The following is a 26362-nucleotide window of genomic DNA, read 5'->3' as shown; positions in this document are numbered from 1 at the left end:
GAAATAGAACGTGTTAATTAACTCATCGAGAGATTAATTGGCACCCACTAAAGAAACGCTGTCGGTAATAATCCCTTCTTCAGCGCCTTTCAGAGCCAAGTTCGCTTCATAGTATTTACCCTCTTTCAGCAACTGCTGCGCTTTTTTAACAGCCTGCTGAGTTTGTTTCAGCGGCATCAAATATTGAGTTTCCGTTACACCAACGCCAGCCAAACGCAGTTCTTCCATTGCGCCTTTATGATCGCCCTTCTTGAATTTGGCATTAGCGCTATCAATCGCTTTTTGTTTTTCAGGCGTTGCCACAAAATCCTCAGCTAAAGAAATAGAGGCATTGATCACCACGTAGTTATCACCAGCCAGCGGGGTTTTCTTATCGGTCTTAATAAAATCTTTCCAGTTGGTACTGTCATCAGTTAATAAGGTTTGCGCCTGATCGACTAATTTTTGTGCCACATCTGGATATCCACGGAATAAAGAGACGCGAGCATATTGCACATCACGCATGGCGTTAAAGCCTTGTTGAGCCACCTTCGCGACTTCTTTGGCCTGTTGGGCAGTGAGCACATTAGCGCTTACGGTGGTCGTTGCCGCTGGAGCAGTGGTTGCGCCATCAGCAGCCCAAGTAAAAGTAGACATCATGGCAAGAGAAAGCGCGGTTGCTGTAAGAATACGTTTCATAATTAATACACCTGATTTAATTTATATTATTCGGCTATACGCTGCTCTTCTAGAAATAAATAGAGCTTCGTAATCAACAAAACCAAGGTTATATTTCGACTACAATTGATGTCAACAAGCCTAAATTAAGCATGGTTTTTGTAAAATACACATTACGCTTCTGGGAATAAATAATTTACGGCTTATGTTCTATCATTTTATTTTATTACATAAGTGCAAAAATCAGACAAATAATTGACCATAAATAGAACATAACAACATGTTAAACAAAGAAATAACCCAGAGTCATTACAGTCAAAAAAAGTAAACCCATATCAATATTGGCCATCTCTTAGAGTGATATTTTCATACTGCATTATTATTAATATAAAAATTAGCTACCAGCATATAAAAATGAGTTCTTATGTTTAAAATACTATAGAGAATAACCATTCTATTTCAGCGTAAAAATAGCACTCGTAATTTTATGTCAGCCAAATAAACCGGCTATTCTGCCACTATAGAGCTTCTGGCTAGTTCTCAATCCCTCGTGATGACCTCGGCTGACCACTTCTCATAAAGCAGGAGATGAAGGTAAACAGAGATCTCATCGCTATGGCGCAAATTTCGTGCAAAAAAAACCAAAGTGCCGAAACATTAGGCAACCGATCAAGGGAATGAAGAAATTACGTTGACGCAACGATGCAGATCCAGTTTAATACGCCTCGTTGCCCGGATAGCTCAGTCGGTAGAGCAGGGGATTGAAAATCCCCGTGTCCTTGGTTCGATTCCGAGTCCGGGCACCACTATTTAAAAGAACCCGCCTATGGCGGGTTTTTTGCTTTCTGCTTTCCTGTTAAAAATCAGGACTCTTCATCGAACTTCGTTCGATTATTCGCCCCCAGCGCCACTATACACATCCTTCATGATCTTGATGCAACGAGCATCGACAAGATTAAAACCATGAATCCAACATATTTGCTGCAACGTAATTATTTCTGGCTGACGCGCTGCGCTTGCCACCTCGCGCTTCACCACCAGAATAAGCTGATGAAACACGTGAGTCGGAGTTATTCTGTCGGTTTGTGATAGCGGGAAGGCCAGATTTGTTCTGGCTGAACGCCCACTGCTTCGGCAATCAGCCTTTCACCTTTAGGCCAATGCCTTACTAAAGCATTCGTAAGCGTTGCGGAGGCCAGCCCCGCGTTGCGCGATACCGCAGAAAGTGAGGTTCCGCGCTTTTTCAGCGCCGCGATAATGTCGGCGGAATGCCAGTCCGATTGCATCATACCGCCACCTCGTCGATAAACTTCACACCGTCGGCGGTGCGGATCCAGCGCGGTGCTCTGAGTTCATCGGCAAAGTAACACACCAGCTCGAACAGCAATCCGGTGAGCTGCTGTCCTTCATCCGCGTTAAAGGTGTGTTTGCTCAGGAGTTCCGCCAGCGTCATGCAGTAACCGCAGAGGAGTTCTGATTCGGGTTCAAAAACGGGTATTTTGGTGGGGAGTTGGTCGACGGTGAAACGTTCAATCAGATGCGGTGGAACGGGGTCGTTGAGCGTGGATGATAACAGATTCAGGCAATCGCCAAGGCGGTAACACAGTGTCTGCCTTTCGCCTGAATGATGGCTTTCCATCAGCGCATCGGCTAAGCGTTCGCAGTGATCGGCTAAGACGGTGAAATCGGTATCTGCGTTGAAAGACAATGTGAATGGGGAGTTTTCGGGCGAATGTGTTTGTTTTGAGGTAGTAGCCATGGGCCGCCTCCGATGAGGAATTAATATACCCCACCACCGAAGAGACCAATCTTACGGGTGGTGGACTGAACGGAGTTGGTCTTACCGGCCTCATCGAATCCGGCGCACCTTGCGGTGCCCCCGCCCAGCCCACCATAGATGTAGCCGAACGCACGACACAAAAAAGACGCTCGCGCGTCATGTGTCGCCTGTAACAATTTCAGGAGGTCAATCCCGGCACCTGATTTGGCAGGTGCGGGTTAAGAATACTGCGATTAGTAATATGCGGCAAGGGCTACATCCTGTAGCCCTACATCTCACGCAAAAATATCCTGATTAGTAATAGTAAAAATCAGCGTCTTATTTTGGCGGTAGCTTTTCACGATTTTTTGCCAACCTAAATCCTTCAGGCAACGGCTTGAATTTATCGCCATCTTTAGACCAGCGTTTCGCCCTGCTTTGGAATGCCCTTAACGAATCGATATCCAGCGTTGCAGCAACCACAAAGTCATTATCACCGCCCTTAACTCGAGCAATATCTCGCATAAAGGATTCTTTTGCCGGAGAACGTACGCGGCTGTCGCCATATTTTCGGTTATTCACTAAGATGGTATAGGCGTGAACATCCAGCGCTGCTGATTCGATCAAGGATGCAAACGTATCCAGATCTTTATTCCAGCTCAATACCATTAATGCATCTACCGCGCCTTGAAATCGGATCCTCGCTTTACTGTTCTGGAGTTCAGAGCAAATCATAACGCCAAAATTGACGCCGTGATGAATATATACAGGCTTGCGATGCTTCGAATTGAGCGTCGAAAATGCCCAATATTTACCAAACGTTGAAAACAATGCCTCATCTTCACCTACTGCGGGTTCCAGCTTAGGTTGCCATATTTTGACGCTTGCGGGATAACCTAGTCGGTTATCAGAAAGGACAAGTACAGCCTCACTCCTCAGTTGATTATCATCAAAGTGGCGATATTCCGTCCCTGCGATCAGGCTGATATTTGCCGAACTCAAACAATCGGCAATACTGTTAACCCAACGTAACGGGATCGAAAGTTCAGGGAATAAAACATAATCGGGTTTAGGAGAAAGTTTCAATGTTGCATTAACTAGTTCAGATATGCGCTGATATCTTGAACGAGACAAGTTTGATTTATTACAGGCCATTTTGGCCCAGTCATCCTCATCTGTCTTCATGCTAGTTAGCGCAATAACAACTTTATGTTTCTTGTCTGTACCAATACGAATAAATTTTTTAGACCGAACAGCTTTTATCGCTTCATCCGAGTCCTGCTCAGATGCCAGCAACGTTGGTTTGACCCATACACCACGCAATGCTTGAGTATATTTTGCCCAAATGGTAGATGGTCTCTCATCCGGAGCCTTGTCTTCTGCGGAGGGTAACCCAACACATTCTGGCGCCAATTCAGATATTTCAGCAGGTGTTAAAGGACGCGTAGGAAAAACATAAGGTAAGTAACTCTCGTTCTTACGATTTCCTTTGGCCACTTTTTCTAGCCGAGTATTCTTAGTTGATTTCAAAAACAGCTTAATAATGACAATATCAACAAGCGAGGAAGCACTCATTAATTTCAATATTTTAGCTTCTTTTTTACTATCACGCTGATTAACAAGTTTTTCTGCTGACTGACTCTTTACGATCCGTTTATAAGGTTCCTTTGCTAAATCAGCCCGAGCCACCAATGGCGCTTTTAAATAAAAATCTGCTGAATCAAAGTGAAGCTCCAGTATATCGTTTAAATTTGTCAGGCTTTCAGAAATATAATTAAAAAATGTATGCGCAAGGCGCTCTTCTTTCTTTGACCGTTTATCTAGAAAAAGCCTATCAGTATTGTAATATCTCGTTGCCGCATCAACAAATATCCAGCTTAAGGTGCCTTTAATACAACGCCAAAGATCATTTACCGCCCGAGTTTTACAACCATTTATAGTCACTTCCTTGCCCGATGTAACCACCGATGCCAGCAGATCGATGGACTCGTAAGCTTTAAGTACAATTTTTTCCGCGTGCTGCCATTCGTTCATACTGATAGCAAAACCTAGTAATCTTGGCAGATAGCTAAAATGTGCAAACAGATTATCAGCCCTGAGAATATGGTTGTAAGCAAACTGATAGAACTCTTCCCGCTGCTCTTTCCATTCACTCGAAGGCAGATCCCGCGCCAGTGTTTCAACATAGCGTAATTGCAATGACCAGCCTAAGCGACGGATGGTTAATCCATCTGCACGACGCAAAGTATCAGCATTTTCACCCACACTACCGGCAGCAGAAAGTATTTTAGCCGCAGTGGAGTATTCCAGTTGATCCGGTGAAGGCATCAGCCGGTGTTCACTGGAAAGCTCATAGATCTCCTTTTCGATACTGTCGAGCAAGTCTATTCCAGCCCTCCCTTGAAGCACGAAAAGTTTTTGCTTATCAGATTGCAACTGGATGGTGGTCTTACCCTGGAATTGCGCACCCTGCTGTATTTGCCATATATGTTCTTGTTCATTTTTCTGGCTAATGCAATCGCTGCCAAGCCGCTCTTGCAACAGTAACATAAATTCGTGGTTATTGGTAACTTTCCCTGTATCGCGCATCACGAGGAACATATCATCGACATAACGGCCGTAGTGGATCGGCGATAATTTTTCGATGACCAATTTATCCCAATGGTGTAGCAATACATTAGAGATAATTCGACTGGCCGTTAATCCAATAACTAGGCCACCATTAATAGTGGGTGTTTTGTATGCTATTTTCTTTCCAAACGTTGCTGCACCACCAGACCAATTCTTTAAGAATTCAGCTAACTGTTCAGTAAATCCTTTTTCATCCTCAGTCAGTTTTACATTTAGCGTATCGCAGAGATCGTCAGAGGTTATAGCCAGTGGATCAATAAAGTGATAGTAACTTTTTAAATCCAGTGAAGCAGCAATAATGTCACGATCTTTTTCCAACTCGTCACGTATGGCCTTCAAGCCATCACCACGCCATTTCTGGTAGGGCTGAAAATAAGGGCTAAAAGAACCTACCGCACTAATATGAAAGGGATTATCCTGCTCATCGCTAAACAGTTCATCGTTACGAATGCGTTTTAGTCGTGCGCCATAGCAACTGTTATCTAAGCAGGCATCAAATTTATGCCCAACTAAGTTAATCCATAATGCGGAAATAATATGGCTATCAACCGGGAAGTCACCAATAATTCGAAACTCGGGTGTCAGGTCAAAATTTTCAAATAAATGCTCGGTTGCTCGAACAGGGTTAGAAAAATGGACATGCCCATTTTGGTATTCATCTTTTTTCTTTGTGGTTAATTTTTTCGGTAACAAACGAAATTTGCCAATAAGTTCCTCATTGCTGCTAAATCCATCGTCACTCTGCAAAAGATCTAAGAGTTTTTGCAGGTTTTCAAGTAATGCCTGCTCATACTCGGCAAATTTGGTGGCAACAGGAAATGTATTCTCAAAGAAGCTATCGGCTTTGGCCTTCCGGTAGGCAACCAGAAGGTCTTCGATCGTCAGGTCATCCCAGCCAGTGAAAGTTGCCTGATATGTCATGCGTTATCGTCCTTAGATTAGTCTGTACCGATTTAGCCAGCCGCGTTTCATGACCGAAAGGGGAGTTATTGACACCAGTAATACCTCCGTGTGGCGGGCAACCATCTTGATTTGTATCCATATTACACGCTCCCTTCCAACAGTCTGAACATATTTGTCTCCCTTTTCCTGAAAATGCTTCTGTTTATACTTTAACCTTATCATTGATTTTTAATCGACATATTATAAAAAATATAAACCTAATCTTGCTATAAAAACACACATCAATCTACACTAGTTTAAATATTCATATTAATGTCAATTCAGAGGCGACATTTGTCGAATAATCTAAACTGGCTGATGCAAAACACCCTACCCGGTCAGGTACTGCTCCAGTCATGGCTGACCAGTAAGGGTATCGATCGCAAGCTCTCTTATGTTTATGTTCAGAGTGGCTGGCTGAATCGGATCGCCCATGGCGTTTACTGCCGCCCCGGTCGCGAACCGGATTGGGTGGATGCGGTTTACTGCCTGCAAACACAGTGGGGAAAGCCTGTTCGCGTGGCGGGGCTGACTAGCCTTGCGTTACAGGGCCATGCCCACTATACCGAACCGGGCAGACAGCAGATCTGGCTCGAGCTTCCGGCTTACGCCAAACTACCGGGATGGTTCGCTGCCTTTAAACAATCTGCAACGTTTGTCACACTGTATACGTCTGGCCTCACCGTCGATATAACGCCATTCACGACAAAGCTGAATATCGGTGATCGACAATTAGCATGCAGTGTCCCAGAACTCGCCGCGTATGAAATCGCCAGCGGCGTTCCTGCATTGATCTCGTTCGAACATGCCGACGCCCTGTTTCAGGGGATGAATCTTCTCAGCCCGCGTAAATTGCAGGCACTACTCTGTGCCAGTCATTCAATTAAAACTAACCGGGTGATGCTCTACCTCGCTCGACGCAATGAACACCCTTATTTTCAGTATCTCGATCAAAGCGGTATAGAAACAGGCACAGGAAAGCGACAAATCGTTCCCGACGGTTGGCTGGAGCCGGATTATCAAATAACCGTTCCCCGTGCATTTAAACCGGAAGGAGTCGAAGATGGATCTGCGTGATATTTATGCCCGGCAGGTCAGGTTATTAATGACTGCACTGCCACATGTGGCGAAGGTGCCCTGTTTTGCCCTGAAAGGTGGTACGGCGATCAATTTGTTTGTACAGGATTTCCCTCGCCTGTCGGTAGATATCGATCTGGCATATAAGACCTATGCGGATCGCGATACCGATCTAGCAGCCATCAATGACGCCTTGATGCACATAACGGAATCGCTGAACGGTAGGCCAGGGATCACTGCCATCCGACAGGAGAATAAAGCAGATGAAAAACGCATCATCGTTAACACCGTTGATGCGCAGATAAAAATTGAGGTCAGCCCGGTCTGGCGTGGACTACTAGCGCCACCAACAGAAATGCCGGTGTGCGAACAGGTGGAAATGGAGTATGGCTTCACCACGATGAGTGTCGTCTCACTAGCAGATCTTTACGGCGGTAAAATCTGCGCTGCACTCGATCGTCAGCATCCACGAGATCTGTTTGATGTACTGAATATGCTGGAGAAACCGGGCCTGACACGCGAGATCTTTGACGGTTTTCTTTGCTATCTGGCAGGCCATCCTCGCCCTATTGCCGAACTATTGACTCCTAACTGGGATATTGCACGGATCGCTACGCTGTACGCACAGGAATTTTCCGGGATGACGCGGCAGGAAACGTCGCTGGAATCTCTTTTGTCGGTAACAACTTTGCTACCGCAGGCGTTGAAATCACATCTTACGGATCAGGATCGCCAGTTCTTGCTTAGTTATAAGCAGAATAGTCCTGACTGGTCACTGTATCGTTATCCTGAAATTCAGCGTCTTCCGGCTATTCGCTGGAAGCTGCGTAATCTGGCAGTGCTGAATGATAAGAACCCAGCCAAGTATGCAGCGGCGGTGAGCAAGTTAGAGGGGGTTTTGGCGCAGTATTTTTAGCTCTGGTTCTGAGAGATTGAATTGAACCAAGATGTTTAGTTATCTCAACTGTTTCATGTCTACATCTCAAAAACAAATAAAAATATTCATATGATTCAATAAATAATAATCAACACCGTAGAATATTATCTCAAAAGCGGCTAATCCGACATATCGACGTAAAGCTCAATGCAGGAGTGACGGATCAACACCCTACGAGCGAGGTGGATATGTTTTTCACGCCGTTATATGTGAACCCCGAACCGTTATATGTGGAGTTCCATTCACTCTATGTGAACCTCAGACCGTTATTTGTGAACCTGACTCCACACATAACGAAGCCCCTCCCCTCAAACGTCAATTTTTAGTGACGATAATCACAAAAATACAGTGCCTTTTTATGGGGACCTTTGTGGGGGCGCTATTTGGTTGATTTATCAACAAAACCAATAAAAAAAACAGCATGTTGATCGCTGAGGTGATTCCGAGTCCGGGTACCACTATTTAAAGAAACCAGCCTAAGGGCTGGTTTTTTGCTTTCTGAATCAGCCACTCATCGGACTCCCCTCAAGCAAACTCACCAGCAAAGAAATCTCGCGATCTATTCCAGCTAACTCCTCGTTAACCAAGAGATAAAGTGGCGTTGAGCGGCGTTCACCTTGAACTAACGGCAACAACACTAATTCCCCAGAAGCTAACAGCGGCGCAATTTTTTCTTCTGGTAGCCACCCATAACCGACCCCGTGCGCAACAGCTGCGATGGCCGCCTCTATTGTGGTAAAAGTCCAGCTCTCTGCCGCCGCCGACTGGCGGCTGTTCATTTGCTGTTGCGAGCGATCGACAATCTCGATCAGAGGATAGCGGGCTAAATCATCTCGGCTAAGTGGAACCGGTAGTTGCAGCAAAGGATGATCTCGATGAGCAACGGCAGCAAAAGTAATCTCCATCAGCAAGCGCCCGCGCAATGCCACATCTTGGGTTGGTGTAATCAGGTAAACATCTGCATTGCGTTGTTTTAGCTCAGATAAACTCTCGCTGCGTAATACCTCAGAGAGATGTACCTGCGTCATAGGAAAAGCCTGTTGAAAACGGCGCAACACATCAAATAAATGTGATTTAGGAAAAATGCTATCAACCACCAAGTCTAAGCGAGCGCGCTCACCGCGTTTTCGAGCCTCAGCGCGGTTTTCCAGCGTGCGAAATCCTTGTAGCAGAGGCTGAACCTGTGCCAATAGCTGCTGTCCTTCAGGCGTCAATTCGGCCTTGCGCCCAACAATCGTTAACAGCGGCACCCCAAGCCGTTCCTGCATCAGGGTGAGTTGATAGCTCAACGACGACTGGCTGCGGTTAAACACCTCTGCAGCGCGCGAAAAACTGCCGTGATCAATCACTGCCTGCAACAACATCCATTGCTCTAGCGTTGTTTTCATTTCAATAACCAATCTAATTTTTGAATCTATTTAACTCAATATTAGCGTTATTAATCTAATAAATACATCTCTACACTGAACGCATCAAATGAAACGGAGACAAAAATTATGAGCAACTTCGATAAAAACGATTTGAGCGGTTTAGTGGGCAAACACTTGGTCTATACCTATGACAACGGCTGGAATTATGAAATCTATGTCAAAAATGCCACAACGTTAGATTATCGAATTCATAGTGGGATCGTGGGGAATCGTTGGGTAAAAGATCAAACGACCTATATCGTTCGCGTAGCCAAAGCGGTATATAAAATTTCGTGGACGGAGCCGACCGGAACCGATGTTAGCCTAATCGTTAACTTAGAAGATAACGTTTTTCATGGAACAATCTTCTTCCCTCGCTGGGTCATCAATAATCCAGAAAAAACGGTTTGTTTCCAAAACGAGCATATAGCAGAAATGGAAGCCTATCGTGATGCAGGTCCTGCCTATCCAACTGAAGTCATTGACGAATTTGCGACTATTACGTTTGTTCGTGACTGTGGTGAAAATAACGAAAGCGTGATTAATTGCCCTGCGAGCGAGTTGCCTCGTAATTTCCCCCATAATCTATAGATAGAGCATCGTCTAATCAGCGATCTGCATCATTTCACGCACGATAACTGCCAGTTTTTGCACCGCATTTTCGCTTTTGTCTGTCCATTCATGAGACACATTAAAGCGAAAATAGTTGGTGTACTGATTGCTGGCAGAAAACATCTGGCCGGGGGCAATGCTAATCCCTTCATTCAGCGCGCGATGATACAGCTCGGTCGCATTCACATTGATAGGCAGCTCGACCCACAAAAAATAGCCGCCGTGTGAATAATTAATATTCACGCCCTGCGGAAGATGCGCGCGCAGTGACTGCCATGCCGCATATTTTCGCTGCTCCATCACTCGGCGCAGACGCCGCAAATGGCTGTCGTAGCTGCGGGTAGCTAAATAATTCGCCAGCGCCAGCTGCATCGGTGCGCTGGTCGAAAGCGTGCTCATGAGCTGCAGCTGCTGGATTTTTCTCGCCATATTTCCCGCCGCCACCCAGCCAACACGAAATCCGGCCACCAAGCTTTTCGAGAACGAAGAGCAGTGCATGGTCATTCCTGTCTCATCAAAGGCTTTGGCCGGAAGCGGTTTTTCGCCGCCGGCATACAGCTCGCCATAAACGTCATCTTCAATCAAATACACGTTATGCCGCTGTAAGAGCGCCACCAGCTGCTGTTTTTTCTCGACCGAAAGCGTGCAGCCTAACGGGTTTTGAATATTGGTCATCAGCCAGCACGCGCGTACCGGATAAGTATTTAGCGCCTCTTCTAACGCCGCTAAATCAATACCGAATTCGGGATGCGCTGCAATTGAAAGAGCCTTTAGCCGTAAGCGTTCGAGCGCCTGCAATGCACCGTAAAAACACGGATTTTCCACAATCACCCAGTCGCCCGGCTGCGTGACGGCCTGCAAACTCAGGTTGAGCGACTCCAATGCGCCAGCGGTAATGACAATCTCCTCAGGATCGATACGAATACCCTGCATGGCATAGCGTTTCGCGAGGATCTTGCGTAGATCCTCATTGCCCGGCGGCAAATTATCCGTAGCGCTTAGCGTGGTCATCGCCCGCGCCACCGTGGTCAACGATTTACTAATTTGTTGGCGAGGAAACAGGGTTGGATCGGGATACGCAGAGCCAAACGGCACAATGGCGGGATCGCGGCTGGCCTGCAAAACATCGAAAATAAACGCGTTGATACCAACTTCTTCGGCACGCTGCACCGGTTCATGCGTAGGCGATGGGGCTAAAAACTTCGCCTGAGGCGCAACGTAATAGCCCGACTGCGGACGGGAAACGATCCACCCTTGGCTCTCTAGAATTTGGTAGGCATGCATCACCGTCATCAGGCTCAAACCAGAGTGCAAAACCTGCTCACGCAGCGACGGCAGCTTATCGCCAACTTGCCAAATTTCAGCGGTGATCTGCCCGCGAATGCGTTTTACCAAGTCTTCATATTTTGCCACTGCGCTCTCCGAGAGGGTGTCATCGCCATGATCCAAATCAAACTGTTATACATTAAAACAACATTTCTGTTTCTGTCATATCTATTTTACAGCCCGTAAGATCCCTTTCATCGTTCCGGCCCTGATCGCTCCGGCACTCCGTTTCTCACGCCTGCAATTTACCGCGCAGAACTTTATGTCAGTACGAGGCTGTCCATGTTCGGATTAGACGCATTCCATCTCGCCAGGATCCAGTTTGCTTTTACGGTATCCTTTCACATTATTTTCCCTGCCATCACCATCGGGCTAGCCAGCTTTTTGGCGGTGCTTGAAGGCTTATGGCTCAAAACGCGTAACCCGGATTACCGCACGCTCTATCACTTTTGGGCGAAAGTGTTCGCCGTCAATTTCGGCATGGGCGTAGTTTCCGGCTTAGTGATGGCTTATCAGTTTGGCACCAACTGGAGCGGATTTTCCCAATTTGCGGGCAGTATTACCGGCCCGTTGCTCACTTATGAAGTGCTCACCGCGTTTTTCCTTGAAGCCGGATTTCTTGGTGTCATGCTGTTTGGCTGGAACAAAGTAGGCAAAGAGCTGCACTTTTTTGCCACCTGCATGGTGGCGCTCGGCACGCTGATGTCGACGTTCTGGATCTTGGCGTCCAACAGTTGGATGCATACCCCACAGGGCTATGAAATCGTAAACGGTCAGGTGGTTCCGGTTGATTGGCTGGCGGTGATCTTCAACCCTTCGTTCCCGTATCGCCTGCTGCATATGACCACCGCCGCTTTCCTGAGCAGCGCTTTCTTTGTCGGCGCTTCTGCCGCGTGGCATCTACTGCGTGGAAACGACACGCCAGCCACGCGCAAAATGCTTTCAATGGCGCTCTGGATGGCGCTTATCGTCGCTCCGCTTCAAGCTTTCATCGGCGACATGCACGGCCTTAACACACTTAAATATCAGCCTGCAAAAATCGCCGCGATCGAAGGCCATTGGGACAATAAACCCGGCGAAGCAACGCCGCTTATTCTGTTCGGGCTGCCCGACATGGAGCGCGAAGAAACGCGTTTTAAAGTGGAAGTGCCCTATCTTGGCAGCCTGATCCTGACGCACAGTTTGGATAAACAAGTGCCTGCATTAACCGAATTTGCTAAAGAGGATCGTCCAAATTCGCCGCTGGTGTTCTGGTCATTTCGAATCATGGCCGGCCTTGGCATGTTGATGATTTTGCTGGGTGCTATCGGTTTATGGCTGCGCTATCGGCAGCGTTTGTACACATCGCGCCCTTTCCTGCATTTCGTGTTCTGGATGGGGCCTTCGGGACTTATCGCTATTTTAGCCGGTTGGATAACCACCGAAGTCGGTCGCCAGCCGTGGATTGTGCATGGCCTGATGCGCACTAAAGATGCCGTTTCTGCTCATGGCGATCTGCATATGAGCATCAGTTTGCTGACGTTCTTCGTGGTCTACGGTGCGGTCTTTGGCGTGGGTTATGCCTATATGATGCGGCTGATCCGTAAAGGCCCTGAACCGATTCTTCCAGCAGCCCACGGCGAAGCGTTACCGACCGCCGCTGGACGTATTGCCGTTAAGCCCTCTCATCAGCAGGAGACTCACTAATGGGTATCGATCTGCCGCTCATTTGGTTCGCCATCATTATTTTCGCCACCTTAATGTATATCGTGATGGATGGCTTCGATTTAGGCATTGGCATGTTGCTGCCCGTCACCCGTGATATGCAAGAGCGCGACATGATGGTCAACACCGTTGCCCCCGTGTGGGACGGTAACGAGACGTGGCTAGTGCTCGGCGGCGCGGCGCTATTTGGTGCCTTTCCTCTGGCCTACGCGGTGATTGTCGATGCGTTATCTATTCCCCTCACGCTGATGCTGATCGCATTGATTTTCCGCGGCGTCGCCTTTGAGTTTCGCTTTAAAGCACTACCTAATCATCGCGGATTCTGGGACAAGGCTTTTATCGTTGGCTCAGGCTGCGCCACGTTTATGCAAGGTATCGTGGTCGGTGCCGTGATTCACGGTTTCCCCGTGACAGAGCGCACCTTCGTCGGCGGTGCATTTGATTGGCTTACACCGTTTAACCTGTTCTGCGGTATCGGCCTGATGTGCGCCTATGCGCTGCTGGGCAGCACGTGGCTTATCATGAAAACCAGCCATCAGCTGCAAGATAAAATGTATCGCATTACGCGCCCTTTACTGCTGGCTCTGCTGGTTATTATTGCCATCATCAGCATTTGGACTCCGCTGGCGCACAGCGCCATTGCCGCGCGCTGGTTTAGCTGGCCAAACATCGTGTTCCTTTTGCCGGTTCCCGTGTTGACGCTAGTGTGTGCCGGAGTGATTTGGCGCGGAACGCGCCACGGCGATCACTATTTACCGTTTGTGATGACCCTATTGTTGGTTTTCCTCGGCTTCAGCGGGCTAGGGATCAGTATCTGGCCGCATATCATTCCGCCTGCTATCGACATCTGGCAGGCGGCAGCACCACCGCAAAGCCTTGGATTTATGCTGGTTGGTGCCTTGTTCATCATCCCCATTATTTTGGTTTATACCTTCTGGAGCTATTACGTTTTTCGCGGAAAAATCAGCGCAGATGAAGGCTATCACTGAGTCAGCGAGGTAAAAAATGACAACGATTGAAGCACAAACGCCCCGTTCTCCGTTATGGAAACGCATGCTGTGGTTAGCGGCTATCTGGGCTGGAAGCGTACTGGCGCTGGGCTGTGTCTCGATGGTATTCCGTTTATTGATGACGGCCGCCGGGCTGAAGTCACATTGAGCGCCATTAACCACACAAAAATGATAGAATTATGTTATCAAGCTGTAACATTAATACAGGTGAACGACCATGAGCGAAATTGAACGCATCCTTAAAGAAGAAATCGACAGGGTGAATAAAGCCGAACACCGCGATAATCGCCCACGCTTTAGCATCAGTTTTATTAAAAAACATCCCGGGTTATTCGTGGGAATGTATCTGGCCTATGCGGCTACGCTGGCGGTGATGTTGCAGTCAGAAACACTGGCAGACGTGACATGGGTGATGACGCTGCTGTTTGTGGGATTAAACCTGTTCTTCTTTTTTGACGTCAACCCACGCTATCACTACGACGATATCGACGTTCTGGACCTGCGCGTATGCTTCAATGGCGAATGGTATAACACGCGAATGGTACCGGACGCGCTGGTCGACAGTATTCTGCAATCATCTCAGGTAGATGAATCACGCAAACAGAAGCTACGCGCCATTATGCAGCGAAAATCTGAACTGTCGTTCTACGATATCTTTGCCGTGGGGCAGAATCGATCGCCGGTTTGATTGCCCTATTTAATTGTTAGCAACCCCCTCCCAGCCTCCCCCTTTGCAGGGGGAGGAGCAGACCGAGCACCTGATTAGTAACGAGCACAGATAAGCTCCCTCCCCTGCGAGGGGGAGGGTTGGGGTGGGGGCAATCGTGTTAAAGATGGGAGGAGGTAAAACTCAACTCAACAAACAATGATGATCCGGCTTCATCGGGATCGGCTTCTCATCATCTTCAATCATTTCTCGCAGATTAATCTCTATCGTGGCAGAAATCGCATTGAGCGGCAGATCGTTCGGCGCCATGCCAAAGGGATCTTCCAGTTCTTCAGCCAGTGAATCCAACGAGATAAAGGTATAGGAAATAAACACCGACACCAGCGGCGTGAGGTAGTGTAAATCCGACACCAAGGCAAATGGCAGCAACGCGCAGAATAAGTAAACGGTGCGATGCACAATCAGGCTATAGGCAAACGGGATCGGCGTATTGGAGATTCGTTCACAGCCGCCAAGAATAGAAGAAAGATGGTTCAAGTTGCTATCTATCGAATGAAAACTGATGTCGCTAATCCGTCCCAATCGACGCTGTTCACCTAACCACATCCCCATTTTCAACAACAGCGTATTACAGGGAGAATGGCTATTGAGCACCGAATTACGCTCCGATGGCGCCAGCAGCCGGTCCACATCAATACGCATATCGGTTTTACGCAGTTGATGCTTCAGGCAGTAGGTGAACGCAATCAGCAGCGAAGTGAAATAGCGCGCCTGTTCTGCCGGATCTGGCATCAGGCTTTTAACTTCCCTCAGCAGCGAACGTTCGGTGATGAGCAAATTCCCCCACAGCAGGCGCGCCTCGGTAAAACGCGCATAGCTGGCGTTGTTGCGAAACCCGAGAAAGATCGCAATGGCAACGCCCAGCAGGCTAAATGGAGCCAACGTCAGATTCACATCCAACATTTCATGCCACAGATAACAAACCACAGCGATGCAGGCAAAACCAAAATTTAAACTTAAGCGGAAGAGAATTTTAGGTAACACGGAGCCATGCCACACAAATAGGCGGCGAAACCAATGTTGTTGGGGTCTAACAATCATAATTAAGGTGTTTTGTAACGGATGGAGAAAAACCTGCGGCAGAACTTTTAGAAACGGTATTCATTAAAAACAATGTTCGCTGGAAATAATTTCCACCGGAAACAATGTTCGTTAAAAACGGCTTTCGTCAAAATCAGACAGGGACTGACGATCTCGGAATCGATCGACGCGCTAGTGTATGCCTGCATTTTACGTGCTTCAAGCGGTGATGCGCCTAGCGAGAATTATCTGATTAAAATCACGCCGAATCAGCTTTATTCCCGCGAATTCCCCCTGCGTTGATGCTTGTTTGCAGCCAGAGTGTTAGGCTGTGCCCTGCTTTTTTTAGCAACTCACATAGAAACAAAAAACCGCAACAATAAGGATAGGTTTCATGGAGACATTCAAAGCACAGACTCCGGCTGAAGAATATGGCGTGGGCATCACCCGCCGTAGCGGAGTTATCAGAAACGGCAAACCGGCCGCTGAGTTAACGTTTGAGTCTGGTGCTTTTAGCCAGCTACGCAAGCAGATGCAAGGTAACACCACGCATGTGGTTAGCGGAGAGTTTGAATTTACCGTTGGCGCAGAGACTCATCTGCTCATCGCCGGTGAATCCGTCAATATTCCCACTAACATAATCAGCGGATGCTTCTGCCTTTCCACGGGAGTTTTGGTGGAAACACCGCTCTAAAACGGCCCTCCCAGTGAATTAATATGAGAAAATTGTGATCCACATCAATTGTGGATCACCCTGAATCACCTTCTTTTACCCCGTTTTTCGTTCATTCACTCCTGCTTTAATGCATTTCATTCCTGCACTCAGGCTGTTCATTCCCAGAATGGATCGCTGCCCTATAGATAGCCTTAACATACTCACAGTTAATAAATATTTATCTGGAGCAGCATCATGAATATGACTGGCATGCAAAATTACAATCGCACCCGCTGGCTAACACTGGTTGGCACCATCATTACTCAGTTCGCTCTGGGTTCCGTTTATACCTGGAGCCTATTCAACGGCCCTCTGTCTGAAAAACTAGACGAACCCATCAGCCGCGTGGCCTTTTCCTTCGGCCTGCTGAGTCTGGCACTTGCCGTGGCCTCTTCCGTTGCGGGTAAATTGCAGGACCGTTTCGGCGTACGCAACGTCACTATCGCCGCTGGTGTGGTGCTAGCGCTGGGTTTCTGCTTAACCGCGCACTCGAACAACCTGATCATGCTGTATCTCAGCGCCGGTATTTTGGTCGGACTTGCCGATGGTGCTGGTTACCTGATGACGCTGTCTAACTGCGTAAAATGGTTCCCTGAGCGTAAAGGTATGATTTCAGCCTGCGCCATTGGTGCCTATGGTTTAGGTAGCCTTGGTTTCAAATATATCGATACCAGCCTGCTAGCCGCTTACGGCTTGGAAAACACCTTCATGATTTGGGGCGGCATCGCCATGGTGATGGTGATGGCCGGGGCAATGCTGATGAAAGATGCTCCAAAACAAGAAGTTGCTACATCAAGTGCGCAAGGTGAAAGCACCGCGCAGGATTACACACTGGCAGAAGCCGTGCGTCAGCCACAGTACTGGATGCTGGCACTGATGTTCCTAACCGCCTGCATGAGTGGCCTGTATGTGATTGGTGTGGCGAAAGATATCGGTGAAGGCATGGTTCATCTGCCTGCCATGACTGCCGCTAGCGCCGTGACCGTGATTGCCATTGCTAACCTGAGTGGTCGCTTGGTACTGGGCATCCTGTCTGACAAAATGGCACGTATTCGCGTTATCTCTCTGGCTCAGGTCATTTCTCTTATCGGTATGGGTACACTGCTGTTCGTGCCTTTGAATGAAGGCCTGTTCTTCGCCTCCGTTGCCTGCATCGCCTTCAGCTTCGGCGGCACCATTACCGTATATCCATCGCTGGTCAGTGACTTCTTTGGCTTAAACAACCTGACTAAAAACTACGGCCTGCTGTATCTGGGCTTTGGTATCGGCAGCATCATTGGTTCTATCATCGCGTCAATGTTTGGCGGCTTCATCGTGACCTTCTCGGTGATTATGACTCTGCTGGTGATTTCACTGGTGCTGTCCGCAACCATCCGCATGCCGGGACATCGTGAAGAGCATAACCAGCTAGCCCACGTCTAAATCTAGTTTTGAAGTAACACCTGCACTAAGCCACCGCCTGCGGTGGCTTTTTTCTTTATATTCCCCATCGCTGGCAGCATTGCTTTCCATCTTTGATTAGACCGATTTCCGACATTCTTTGCACCCACAGTATACTTGTCGTATGGCTATAATAAGCCAGAGATTTAGCTACCGAACGCAACCTCGAAAATGGAGTGTCATCATGTTAAATATCGATCGTAAAAGTTTGCTCGGTTTAGATGGAAACTTTCTCAAAAAACAGCGTACTTTGCTGTTAGTCATTTCCTTTCTGCTGCTATTAGGCGGAATTTTCTGCCTGATTAACCCCTTTGCTTCCGGTGCCGCGCTAAGTGCCATTGTGGGCACGCTGTTTGTGCTCAGCGGTCTGGGTTTGATTATTGGGATGATTGCTAACCGCACACGTAATTTCTGGCCGATGGTGGCAGGCATTCTAATGGGCGCCGCATACATCATTATGGGCTACGTATTTATTACCAATCCGTTGGTCGGGATTTTCACCATGTCGGTGATCCTAGCAACCCTATTTGCCATCGGCGGTATTATTCGTTTAAGTGCCGGTTTCAAACTGCGTGGCGTGAGCGGAGGATGGCTGCAAATCATCATTGGGATTTTAGACTTGGCAATTGCCGCCATGTTTATTACCGCTGGCCCAGCCATGTCATTCACGCTGGTCACTACCATCGTTGGGATTGAAATGCTGTTTAGCTCTTTCAGCTGCTTCCAGATCGCGGGGATGTTTAAGCGAGAGGCTTAATTTTGAAATATAGGTGAAAGGTTTCGTCCGCCTATTAGAAGCAATACAACTATGAAATCCTTGGTGTAGGCGTCCGATAAGAGGCCGCCAGCGCGCGGCCTCTTAACTCGCGCGCTTTTATCCGAGATGGCATTTTCGCTCCGGTTTGGTATCGCCCATCCCGGGCGCCCCAAACTCCACGCAGACGTCCTGTCTGCGTGGCTCGCCCTGCCAATGCTTAGACAAACTGCCCTCAGAGCTTTCGGCACAAAGGCCTACCCTTTTCGAAAATCAGTTTCTTTGCTTCATGGAAGTGCATGAGCTAATTGGCGTCCGAAATATTACACTTAAGCCTTCACTTAGCTCAGCATACAAACCTTCACATTGCCGCCCGATACAGCGCCCTGATCTCTGCGATTTTCGCCTCGCGCGGGTTCCCTCCGGTGCAAACATCGTCAAACGCAGCCTGTGCCAACTCAGCGATATCTTCCTCACGCACGCCAACTTCTTTCAGCGAAGCGGGAATACCCACGTCACTATTCAGTTTCTCTACCGCTTGAATCGCCGCTTCTCGCGCCTGTTCTAACGAGGCATGAACCACATCAACCCCCATCGCCTGCGCAATCTGGCGGTATTTTTCACCGGTATATGCGGCGTTATAACGCATGACATGAGGCAGTAAAATCGCGTTGGCAACACCGTGCGGGGTGTTATAAAACGCGCCAAGCGGATGGGCCATACCGTGCACCAAGCCTAATCCCACGTTAGAAAATCCCATCCCCGCCACATATTGCCCTAGCGCCATATCTTCAACCGCCTCAGGCAGACCGGCAACTGAGCTACGCAGCGAACGAGCAATGATTTCAATCGCCTTCAGATGCAGCGTATCGGTAAGCTCCCATGCGCCACGCGTGATAAATCCCTCAATCGCATGGGTAAGCGCATCCACGCCCGTTGCGGCTTTCAAACTGGCAGGCATGCCGTCCATCATATCGGCGTCGATAAAGGCCACCAGCGGGATATCGTGAGGATCGACACAAACAAACTTCCGGCGATTTTCCTCATCGGTGATCACGTAATTAATGGTCACTTCAGCCGCCGTTCCTGCCGTGGTTGGAATCGCTAAAATCGGCACGCTTGGGCTATGAGTCGGCGCTACGCCTTCCAAACTGCGCACATCCTCAAACTCAGGGTTAGCGCTGATGATGCCAATGGCTTTGCAGGTATCCTGCGGTGAACCACCGCCAATGGCGATCAGATAATCGGCTCCACTCGCGTTAAACGTTGCCAGCCCACGCTGCACAACGGCGATAGTGGGATTAGGCACCACGCGATCAAAAATCTGATATTCCAATCCGGCAGCATCAAGTTTAGCAGTCACCTTTTCCACCACGCCACAGGCAACCAACTGAGCGTCGGTCACGATCAACGCTTTACCATAGCCGCGGCGCAAAACCTCCGGCACTAACTCATTCACCGCGCCACGACCAAACCACGATGTTTCATTCAAAATCATTCGATTTGTCATAATGAAAACCCCTTAGTGAGAAATATTGTCGCCGCGCTACTCTTCCACTCGCAGGCCATAAGTCTTGAATTTCTCCAACACAATGGCGATCTCTTCATCAGACAATACCGGTACCGGATCAACGATTGGCAACGTTGCTAAATAAAGCTCGGCTAAAACTTCAACCTCGTGGGCCAACCATAAAGCCTTTTGTAAATTCGCTTCGCAGGCAATCATGCCGTGATGCTGTAACAGCGTGGCTTTGCGATTTTTCAACGCAACGGCGACATACTCAGAGAGTTGTTTGGTACCAAACGTCGCATAGGGCGCGCAGGGAATGGTGCTGCCACCGGCGGCGGCAATCATGTAATGAATGGCTGGGATGGGGCGATTCAGAATAGAAACCGCCGTACAGTTCACCGCATGGTTGTGCACCACCGCATTGGCTTCTGGGCGCGTTTGATACGCCACCTGATGAAAACGCCATTCACTGGAGGGCACTTTCCCCTCATCGTGTTTCCCATGCTGATCGATATAAACAATATGTGACTCGGTCAAATTCTCATAAGGAATACCCGTTGGGGTAATCAGCATCCCATCGCGGTAGCGCACGCTGACATTCCCCGCGGTTCCCTGATTTAGGCCCAGACGTGTCATTTCCAAGCAGGTATGAATTATTTCGCGAGCCAATGAGTCTCTTTCCATTTGTTGCCTCTCTGATTATTGATGGAATCAGTCATTTAAAAATAACGGTGTTGGTAGCTGTCATATTTATCCTGTAGAGAACAACAATAAAAACCCTGATTAAAATATGTGACACAGCTCAATAGAATTACATCGCCATTACATAAAAAGTGCATAAATAGGAAAAGAAAAATGTCCGTTTAAAATTCATTAAATAAAAACGGTCAAATCAAAAAAATAAACCAAGAACTGACCGTTTAAATTAAAAATAAAACAATCGGGCATTCTATTTGTGTTTTTTAAGCCTTATTTGATTAAAACGGGCATGTTTTTTGATTTATTAAAGTGACTGCCTTCACATTTCCGCCCCCAATAATATTGAATGTGACTGAACTCATACTTTTAGTGCTTTTTTGTTTTAAGAATAGCTTCACTTACCGCATAAACGGCATGATTGCACCCCGCCTCCGATTGAACGGAGAGTGCCTGAACGTGTTACTGCGGAAGAAGAACAGATTTATGCCAAAAATAACTGGCGCTGCATCCAGACTGTAAGAGAGTCCATCCCGATGAGCTGGTTTTAGCCGGTGATTCAGGTGACCAAGCGCAGTCGACACCGATGCAGCTTCAAGTATGAAGGGTATACACAATATCTCTGTATGACCTAACGAGGGCGCTATGGGAAACGTTTCAATCCAGTCAGAAAACTACCGCGTTGCCAGTCATGAGCGTAAAGGAAATTATTTAATTCCTTTTGCATTATTATGTTCACTTTTCTTTTTATGGGCTGTCGCTAACAACTTAAACGATATTTTACTTCCTCAGTTCCAGCAGGCATTTACCTTAACCAATTTCCAAGCAGGGCTTATACAGTCAGCATTTTATTTTGGTTACTTCCTAATCCCTATTCCTGCCGGAATACTAATGAAAAAACTCAGCTACAAGGCAGGGATTATTACTGGGTTATTATTTTACGCCATTGGTGCCGCACTATTTTGGCCTGCCGCCGAGGGAATGAATTACACTTTATTTCTCATCGGGTTGTTTATCATAGCTGCTGGGCTTGGCTGTTTAGAAACGGCGGCTAATCCTTTTGTTACCGTATTAGGGCCAGAAGAATCAGGACATTTTAGAATTAATCTCGCCCAAACCTTTAACTCATTTGGTGCCATTATTGCCGTAGTTTTTGGTCAGGGACTGATTTTATCTCATGTTCCACATCAGCCAGCCGAAGTGTTAAGCCAAATGGCACCGGAGCAGCTGGCGGCCTATAACCACAGCTTGGTGCTGGCGGTTCAGTCTCCCTACATGATGATCGTAGCCATTGTACTGTTTGTGGCCTTGCTGATTGCCTTCACAAAATTCCCGACCATCCAAAGTGATGCGCATAGTGATGATAAAGGTGGCTCCCTGCTGGCTTCGGTATCGCGTTTGCTGCGTATTCGTCATTGGCGCTGGGCTGTATTAGCGCAGTTCTGCTACGTCGGGGCTCAAACCGCCTGCTGGAGCTATCTGATCCGTTACGCCATTGAGGAGCTGCCAGGCACCACGCCAGGATTCGCCGCCAATTATCTCACTGCCACCATGGTGTGCTTCTTCATCGGGCGCTTTAGCGGAACGTGGCTTATTCGTCACTATGCGCCGCACAAGGTTTTAGCCATCTATGCCTTTATTTCCATGCTGTTATGCATCATTTCTGCGGCGGCAGGCGGACACGTTGGCCTCATCGCGCTCACGCTGTGCAGCATGTTCATGTCTATCCAATATCCAACCATTTTCTCCTTAGGGATTAAGGGATTAGACCAAGACACCAAATACGGCTCATCCATTATTGTTATGACCATCATCGGCGGCGGCATCGTCACACCGGTCATGGGCTTTGTTAGCGATGCGGCGGGCAACATCCCAACCGCAGAACTGATCCCGGCGCTGTGCTTCGCCATCATTTTCATCTTTGCCAAGTTCAGATCAAACATCATGCCGCGCGCAACGGCTTAAGCCATACAACCTTAATGCAATTCAACCTTAAAAAAGACAACCTACCGATTAACGTGAGGAAAATAAGAATGAATAGCCAACACCAGACCCTACAAAACCTGCCCAAAATTGGTATCCGCCCAGTCATTGATGGCCGCCGCATGGGTGTACGCGAGTCCCTTGAAGAACAGACCATGAATATGGCGAAAGCCACCGCGCAGCTATTAAGCGAGCAACTGCACCACGCCTGCGGTGCCGCAGTTGAGTGCGTTATTGCCGACGGCTGTATCGCTGGCATGGCCGAATCTGCCGCCTGCGAAGATAAATTCAGCCGCCAGAATGTGGGATTAACCATCACCGTTACCCCTTGCTGGTGCTACGGCAGTGAAACCATCGATATGGATCCAATGCGCCCCAAAGCCATCTGGGGCTTTAACGGCACCGAGCGCCCAGGCGCGGTTTATCTAGCGGCTGCGCTGGCGGCACATAGCCAAAAGGGCATCCCTGCGTTTTCTATTTATGGCCACGACGTGCAAGACGGCGGCGATGACAGCATTCCCGCCGACGTAGAGGAAAAACTTCTACGCTTTGCGCGTGCCGGTTTAGCCGTTGCCAGCATGAAAGGCAAAAGTTATATGTCGCTGGGCGGCGTCTCAATGGGAATAGCGGGTTCCATCGTTGACCATAACTTCTTTGAATCTTGGCTCGGCATGAAAGTGCAGGCTGTAGATATGACCGAGCTACGCCGCCGTATCGATCAGAAGATTTACGATGCCGAAGAGCTTGAACTCGCGCTTTCGTGGGCGGATAACAACTTCCGCTTTGGGCCTGACCTGAACGCCGAACAATATCGTCGTTCGCCAGAAAGCAGCCGAGCGGTATTACGTGAAAGCTTGCTGATGGCAATGTGCATTCGCGACATGATGCAGGGCAACAAAAAACTGGCTCAGCAAGGATTCGTCGAGGAATCGCTGGGCTATAACGCGATTGCAGCGGGCTTCCAAGGCCAGCGTCACTGGACCGATCAATATCCTAATGGCGATACCGCTGAAGCGTTACTCAATAGCTCGTTCGACTGGAACGGCGTGCGTAAACCGTTTGTGGTGGCCACTGAAAACGACAGCCTCAACGGCGTTGCGATGCTGTTTGGGCACATGCTCACCGGCACCGCACAGGTATTCGCTGACGTTCGTACCTACTGGTCACCTGAAGCCGTCAAACGCGTAACCGGAAGTGAGCTCACCGGCCATGCCAAAGACGGCATCATCCATCTGATTAACTCCGGCTCAGCGGCGCTGGATGGCTCGTGCCGCCAGCTTGATGAGCAGGGTAATCCAACCATGAAACCGCATTGGCAAATCAGCCAGAAAGAAGCGGATGCCTGCCTGCAAGCAACAGAATGGTGCCCTGCGATCCATGAATATTTCCGTGGCGGCGGCTATTCATCTCGCTTCCTAACCCGCGGCGGCGTTCCTTTCACCATGTCCCGCGTCAATATCATCAAAGGCATTGGGCCAGTATTGCAGATCGCGGAGGGCTGGAGCGTTGAGCTGCCGAAAGATGTACATGACACGTTAGATAAGCGCACCAACGAAACATGGCCAACCACGTGGTTTGCCCCACGCTTAACCGGCAAAGGGCCGTTTACCGATGTGTACTCTGTGATGGCGAACTGGGGGGCTAACCACGGCGTGCTAACCATTGGTCACGTAGGTGCAGATCTGATTACGCTGGCATCGATGCTGCGTATTCCAGTGTGTATGCATAACGTGGAAGACGGCGAAATCTATCGTCCATCGTCATGGGCCGCGCACGGCATGGATACCGAAGGTCAGGACTATCGCGCCTGCCAAAACTACGGGCCTTTGTATAAAAAATAATGTGCGGGAGTGACCCCCTCCCAGCCTCCTCCTTCGCAGGGGGAGGAGCACACCGAGTTCGGTTTGCGTCACTGAACGGCACCCTCCCCTGACAAGGGGAGGGTTGGGGTGGGGTAAATCTGTTTATATTTATTCACGAGGAGCCACCATGAACCATGATGTGGTGATCATTTTAGACTGCGGCGCTACCAATATTCGCGCCATGGCGGTAGACGCCAAAGGCATTGTGGTAGCTAAGGCGTCTATCGCTAATGCAAGCCGGCCCGCCGCAGAAAATGACCAATGGCATATCTGGTCATTAGATGACATTTTGCAGCGCTTTGCCGACTGCTGTCAGCGGCTCATGCCACAGCTAAACGGCTGCCAAATTCATGCGCTGAGCGTGACCACCTTTGGCGTTGACGGCGCGCTGGTCGATAAGAATGGCGAACTGCTCTATCCGGTTATTAGCTGGAAGTGTCCGCGAACGGCGGCGATTATGGAGAAAATTGATCGCTATATTACGCCCGGCGAACTGCAAACCATTTCCGGTATCGGTCAATTTAGCTTTAATACTTTGTATAAACTGATCTGGATAAAAGAAAATCGGCCTGAATTATTAGAACAAGCACACGCATGGCTGTTTATTTCGTCGCTGATTAACCACCGGCTGACCGGCGAATTCACCACCGATCGCACTATGGCGGGCACCAGCCAGCTGCTCGACGTACGCCAGGAAACGTTTAGCCAGACTATTTTACAACGCACTGGCCTCCCCTCCACGCTCTTCCCGCGCATGGCCGCCGCAGGAGAACATGTTGGCAATTTATTACCGAAAATCGCCGAGCGTCTTGGCATTCCCGCAGGCACACCGGTGATTTCCGCCGGCCATGATACCCAGTTCGCGCTATTTGGCTCCGGTGCTGAGCTTGATCAGCCCGTGTTGTCATCCGGTACATGGGAAATTCTGATGGTGCGCACACCGCAGGTAAATACGTCGCTGCTGCCGCGTTTTGCCGGTTCGACCTGCGAACTTGATAGCTGCCAAGGGCTGTTCAACCCCGGTCTTCAGTGGTTAGCGTCTGGCGTGTTGGAAAGAGTGCGCCAGCTCTATTGGCCTAACGAAAAAGTCCCCGATGCCTACGCCCAAATGATTACCGAAGCAGGCGTAATTCGCCCCGGCGCGGAAGGCCTTCGCATGAACTGCCAGCTGCTTGATAGCCACGCTCAAGCAGGTTGGCGCGGCATGCGTTTGCACACCGAGCGTGGCCATTTCTACCGTTCCGCTCTCGAGGGACTTGCTTGGCAACTACAGCAAAATCTCGCGGTGTTGGAAAACATCGGTGGGTTTACATCGAAGGAATTATTACTGGTTGGCGGCGGCAGCCGAAACGTGCTGTGGAATCAGATTAAAGCCGATGTTTTAAATCTCCCGATCAAAGTGTTGCACGATGCAGAAACCACCGTGCTAGGCGCTGCGATGTTCGCTTGGAGCGGCGTGGGTTACTACAATTCGCCAGAACAGGCTCGCCAGCAGGTGAATTATCACTATCAGTCTTATTATCCCGGCGAGCAACGCGAGATATATCAATCTCTTGCTCACGAAAATAATCTGCTTATGGAAGGAGTATAA

At 48.7% G+C, this 26362-nt stretch carries 22 protein-coding genes and 1 tRNA gene; 14 read left to right on the top strand and 9 right to left on the bottom strand.

The genetic code is table 11. The features are described 5' to 3' along the window. Window positions 1–33: 33 nt before the first annotated feature. Window positions 34–678, bottom strand: coding sequence for a YfdX family protein (locus tag AB3Y96_RS02195; protein WP_367298394.1), 645 nt, complete (start codon window positions 676–678; stop codon window positions 34–36). A 709-nt stretch (window positions 679–1387) separates the two neighbouring features. Here AB3Y96_RS02195 and AB3Y96_RS02190 point away from each other — a divergent pair. Next, window positions 1388–1463: transfer RNA gene (locus tag AB3Y96_RS02190), tRNA-Phe, on the top strand. 264 nt (window positions 1464–1727) lie between these two features. Here AB3Y96_RS02190 and AB3Y96_RS02185 read toward each other — a convergent pair. From AB3Y96_RS02185 to AB3Y96_RS02175, 3 genes are all read right to left on the bottom strand, one after another. Continuing rightward, entirely contained in the window at window positions 1728–1946 is a 219-nt protein-coding gene (locus AB3Y96_RS02185; RefSeq protein WP_367298393.1) for a helix-turn-helix domain-containing protein, read from the bottom strand. Beyond that, complete coding sequence (locus tag AB3Y96_RS02180) at window positions 1943–2416, bottom strand: hypothetical protein (protein ID WP_367298392.1); 474 nt, start codon at window positions 2414–2416, stop codon at window positions 1943–1945. The genes AB3Y96_RS02185 and AB3Y96_RS02180 overlap by 4 nt, the downstream gene beginning before the upstream one ends. Before the next feature lie 339 nt (window positions 2417–2755). Continuing rightward, window positions 2756–5968, bottom strand: coding sequence for a hypothetical protein (locus tag AB3Y96_RS02175; protein WP_367298391.1), 3213 nt, complete (start codon window positions 5966–5968; stop codon window positions 2756–2758). Window positions 5969–6283: 315 nt separating this feature from the next. Between AB3Y96_RS02175 and AB3Y96_RS02170 the strand changes: the two genes are divergently transcribed. Together AB3Y96_RS02170 and AB3Y96_RS02165 are read left to right on the top strand one after the other, a co-directional pair. Beyond that, window positions 6284–7066: a type IV toxin-antitoxin system AbiEi family antitoxin domain-containing protein gene (locus AB3Y96_RS02170; RefSeq protein WP_367298390.1), complete on the top strand. Its 783-nt coding sequence runs from the start codon at window positions 6284–6286 to the stop codon at window positions 7064–7066. Further along, window positions 7053–7982 carry a nucleotidyl transferase AbiEii/AbiGii toxin family protein gene (locus AB3Y96_RS02165; RefSeq protein ID WP_367298389.1) on the top strand — a complete coding sequence of 310 codons (930 nt, stop codon included), beginning with the start codon at window positions 7053–7055 and terminating at the stop codon, window positions 7980–7982. The genes AB3Y96_RS02170 and AB3Y96_RS02165 overlap by 14 nt, the downstream gene beginning before the upstream one ends. 524 nt (window positions 7983–8506) lie before the next feature. Here the strand turns inward: AB3Y96_RS02165 and AB3Y96_RS02160 are convergent. Next, window positions 8507–9391, bottom strand: a complete 885-nt coding sequence (locus tag AB3Y96_RS02160) for a LysR family transcriptional regulator (RefSeq protein WP_367298388.1) — start codon at window positions 9389–9391, stop codon at window positions 8507–8509. Window positions 9392–9499: 108 nt separating this feature from the next. On the opposite strand from AB3Y96_RS02160, the gene AB3Y96_RS02155 reads away from it, so the two are divergent. Then, entirely contained in the window at window positions 9500–10003 is a 504-nt protein-coding gene (locus AB3Y96_RS02155) for a phenolic acid decarboxylase (protein WP_025798645.1), read from the top strand. 12 nt (window positions 10004–10015) lie between these two features. Here AB3Y96_RS02155 and AB3Y96_RS02150 read toward each other — a convergent pair whose 3' ends face one another. Then, window positions 10016–11437: a PLP-dependent aminotransferase family protein gene (locus AB3Y96_RS02150; RefSeq protein ID WP_367298387.1), complete on the bottom strand. Its 1422-nt coding sequence runs from the start codon at window positions 11435–11437 to the stop codon at window positions 10016–10018. Window positions 11438–11632: 195 nt separating this feature from the next. On the opposite strand from AB3Y96_RS02150, the gene AB3Y96_RS02145 reads away from it, so the two are divergent. From AB3Y96_RS02145 to AB3Y96_RS02130, 4 genes are all read left to right on the top strand, one after another. Beyond that, complete coding sequence (locus AB3Y96_RS02145; RefSeq protein ID WP_367298386.1) at window positions 11633–13036, top strand: cytochrome ubiquinol oxidase subunit I; 1404 nt, start codon at window positions 11633–11635, stop codon at window positions 13034–13036. Then, window positions 13036–14043, top strand: a complete 1008-nt coding sequence (cydB, locus tag AB3Y96_RS02140; RefSeq protein WP_367298385.1) for a cytochrome d ubiquinol oxidase subunit II — start codon at window positions 13036–13038, stop codon at window positions 14041–14043. The genes AB3Y96_RS02145 and cydB overlap by 1 nt, the downstream gene beginning before the upstream one ends. Window positions 14044–14059: 16 nt before the next feature. Continuing rightward, window positions 14060–14212: a DUF2474 domain-containing protein gene (locus AB3Y96_RS02135; RefSeq protein ID WP_367298384.1), complete on the top strand. Its 153-nt coding sequence runs from the start codon at window positions 14060–14062 to the stop codon at window positions 14210–14212. Window positions 14213–14281: 69 nt separating this feature from the next. Continuing rightward, window positions 14282–14752 carry a YlaC family protein gene (locus tag AB3Y96_RS02130; protein ID WP_025798632.1) on the top strand — a complete coding sequence of 157 codons (471 nt, stop codon included), beginning with the start codon at window positions 14282–14284 and terminating at the stop codon, window positions 14750–14752. Between the two features lie 162 nt (window positions 14753–14914). Here AB3Y96_RS02130 and AB3Y96_RS02125 read toward each other — a convergent pair whose 3' ends face one another. Further along, window positions 14915–15832, bottom strand: a complete 918-nt coding sequence (locus AB3Y96_RS02125) for a bestrophin family protein (protein WP_043490559.1) — start codon at window positions 15830–15832, stop codon at window positions 14915–14917. Window positions 15833–16205: 373 nt separating this feature from the next. On the opposite strand from AB3Y96_RS02125, the gene AB3Y96_RS02120 reads away from it, so the two are divergent. The 3 genes from AB3Y96_RS02120 to AB3Y96_RS02110 all read left to right on the top strand — a co-directional run bounded on the left by AB3Y96_RS02120 (window position 16206) and on the right by AB3Y96_RS02110 (window position 18723). After that, entirely contained in the window at window positions 16206–16505 is a 300-nt protein-coding gene (locus AB3Y96_RS02120) for a cupin (protein ID WP_072307877.1), read from the top strand. Between the two features lie 216 nt (window positions 16506–16721). Beyond that, complete coding sequence (locus AB3Y96_RS02115; protein ID WP_367298383.1) at window positions 16722–17948, top strand: MFS transporter; 1227 nt, start codon at window positions 16722–16724, stop codon at window positions 17946–17948. Window positions 17949–18150: 202 nt separating this feature from the next. Further along, window positions 18151–18723, top strand: a complete 573-nt coding sequence (locus AB3Y96_RS02110; protein ID WP_072307879.1) for an HdeD family acid-resistance protein — start codon at window positions 18151–18153, stop codon at window positions 18721–18723. A gap of 358 nt (window positions 18724–19081) precedes the next feature. Here the strand turns inward: AB3Y96_RS02110 and fucO are convergent, their stop codons facing one another. Next, the gene (fucO, locus tag AB3Y96_RS02105) at window positions 19082–20230 is read right to left on the bottom strand and encodes a lactaldehyde reductase (protein WP_367298382.1); all 1149 of its coding nucleotides are present in this window, start codon (window positions 20228–20230) and stop codon (window positions 19082–19084) included. Between the two features lie 36 nt (window positions 20231–20266). Then, window positions 20267–20914 carry an L-fuculose-phosphate aldolase gene (fucA, locus tag AB3Y96_RS02100; RefSeq protein WP_367298381.1) on the bottom strand — a complete coding sequence of 216 codons (648 nt, stop codon included), beginning with the start codon at window positions 20912–20914 and terminating at the stop codon, window positions 20267–20269. 657 nt (window positions 20915–21571) lie between these two features. Here fucA and fucP point away from each other — a divergent pair. From fucP to fucK, 3 genes are all read left to right on the top strand, one after another. Then, window positions 21572–22891 (top strand): L-fucose:H+ symporter permease, encoded by a 1320-nt coding sequence (fucP, locus tag AB3Y96_RS02095; protein WP_072307881.1) that lies wholly within the window; start codon window positions 21572–21574, stop codon window positions 22889–22891. Between the two features lie 68 nt (window positions 22892–22959). After that, window positions 22960–24750, top strand: coding sequence for an L-fucose isomerase (fucI, locus tag AB3Y96_RS02090; RefSeq protein WP_367298380.1), 1791 nt, complete (start codon window positions 22960–22962; stop codon window positions 24748–24750). Window positions 24751–24898: 148 nt separating this feature from the next. Then, window positions 24899–26362, top strand: coding sequence for an L-fuculokinase (gene fucK / locus AB3Y96_RS02085; protein ID WP_367298379.1), 1464 nt, complete (start codon window positions 24899–24901; stop codon window positions 26360–26362).

This window comes from Hafnia alvei, from assembly GCF_964063325.1.
In the GTDB taxonomy this organism is placed as follows: domain Bacteria; phylum Pseudomonadota; class Gammaproteobacteria; order Enterobacterales; family Enterobacteriaceae; genus Hafnia; species Hafnia alvei_B.
Note: the sequence above shows the minus strand (reverse complement) of the source record. Positions and strands in the feature narration are given on the sequence as shown.

Coding starts and splice junctions, on each gene's coding strand:
- AB3Y96_RS02145 (WP_367298386.1), top strand. CDS start 11,633: ATGTTCGGATTAGACGCATTCCATCTCGCCAGGATCCAGTTTGCTTTT.
- fucI (WP_367298380.1), top strand. CDS start 22,960: ATGAATAGCCAACACCAGACCCTACAAAACCTGCCCAAAATTGGTATC.
- AB3Y96_RS02180 (WP_367298392.1), bottom strand. CDS start 2,416: ATGGCTACTACCTCAAAACAAACACATTCGCCCGAAAACTCCCCATTC.
- AB3Y96_RS02135 (WP_367298384.1), top strand. CDS start 14,060: ATGACAACGATTGAAGCACAAACGCCCCGTTCTCCGTTATGGAAACGC.
- AB3Y96_RS02165 (WP_367298389.1), top strand. CDS start 7,053: ATGGATCTGCGTGATATTTATGCCCGGCAGGTCAGGTTATTAATGACT.
- AB3Y96_RS02155 (WP_025798645.1), top strand. CDS start 9,500: ATGAGCAACTTCGATAAAAACGATTTGAGCGGTTTAGTGGGCAAACAC.
- fucP (WP_072307881.1), top strand. CDS start 21,572: ATGGGAAACGTTTCAATCCAGTCAGAAAACTACCGCGTTGCCAGTCAT.
- AB3Y96_RS02130 (WP_025798632.1), top strand. CDS start 14,282: ATGAGCGAAATTGAACGCATCCTTAAAGAAGAAATCGACAGGGTGAAT.
- AB3Y96_RS02195 (WP_367298394.1), bottom strand. CDS start 678: ATGAAACGTATTCTTACAGCAACCGCGCTTTCTCTTGCCATGATGTCT.
- AB3Y96_RS02110 (WP_072307879.1), top strand. CDS start 18,151: ATGTTAAATATCGATCGTAAAAGTTTGCTCGGTTTAGATGGAAACTTT.
- AB3Y96_RS02125 (WP_043490559.1), bottom strand. CDS start 15,832: ATGATTGTTAGACCCCAACAACATTGGTTTCGCCGCCTATTTGTGTGG.
- AB3Y96_RS02115 (WP_367298383.1), top strand. CDS start 16,722: ATGAATATGACTGGCATGCAAAATTACAATCGCACCCGCTGGCTAACA.
- fucA (WP_367298381.1), bottom strand. CDS start 20,914: ATGGAAAGAGACTCATTGGCTCGCGAAATAATTCATACCTGCTTGGAA.
- AB3Y96_RS02185 (WP_367298393.1), bottom strand. CDS start 1,946: ATGATGCAATCGGACTGGCATTCCGCCGACATTATCGCGGCGCTGAAA.
- fucO (WP_367298382.1), bottom strand. CDS start 20,230: ATGACAAATCGAATGATTTTGAATGAAACATCGTGGTTTGGTCGTGGC.
- cydB (WP_367298385.1), top strand. CDS start 13,036: ATGGGTATCGATCTGCCGCTCATTTGGTTCGCCATCATTATTTTCGCC.
- fucK (WP_367298379.1), top strand. CDS start 24,899: ATGAACCATGATGTGGTGATCATTTTAGACTGCGGCGCTACCAATATT.
- AB3Y96_RS02160 (WP_367298388.1), bottom strand. CDS start 9,391: ATGAAAACAACGCTAGAGCAATGGATGTTGTTGCAGGCAGTGATTGAT.
- AB3Y96_RS02120 (WP_072307877.1), top strand. CDS start 16,206: ATGGAGACATTCAAAGCACAGACTCCGGCTGAAGAATATGGCGTGGGC.
- AB3Y96_RS02175 (WP_367298391.1), bottom strand. CDS start 5,968: ATGACATATCAGGCAACTTTCACTGGCTGGGATGACCTGACGATCGAA.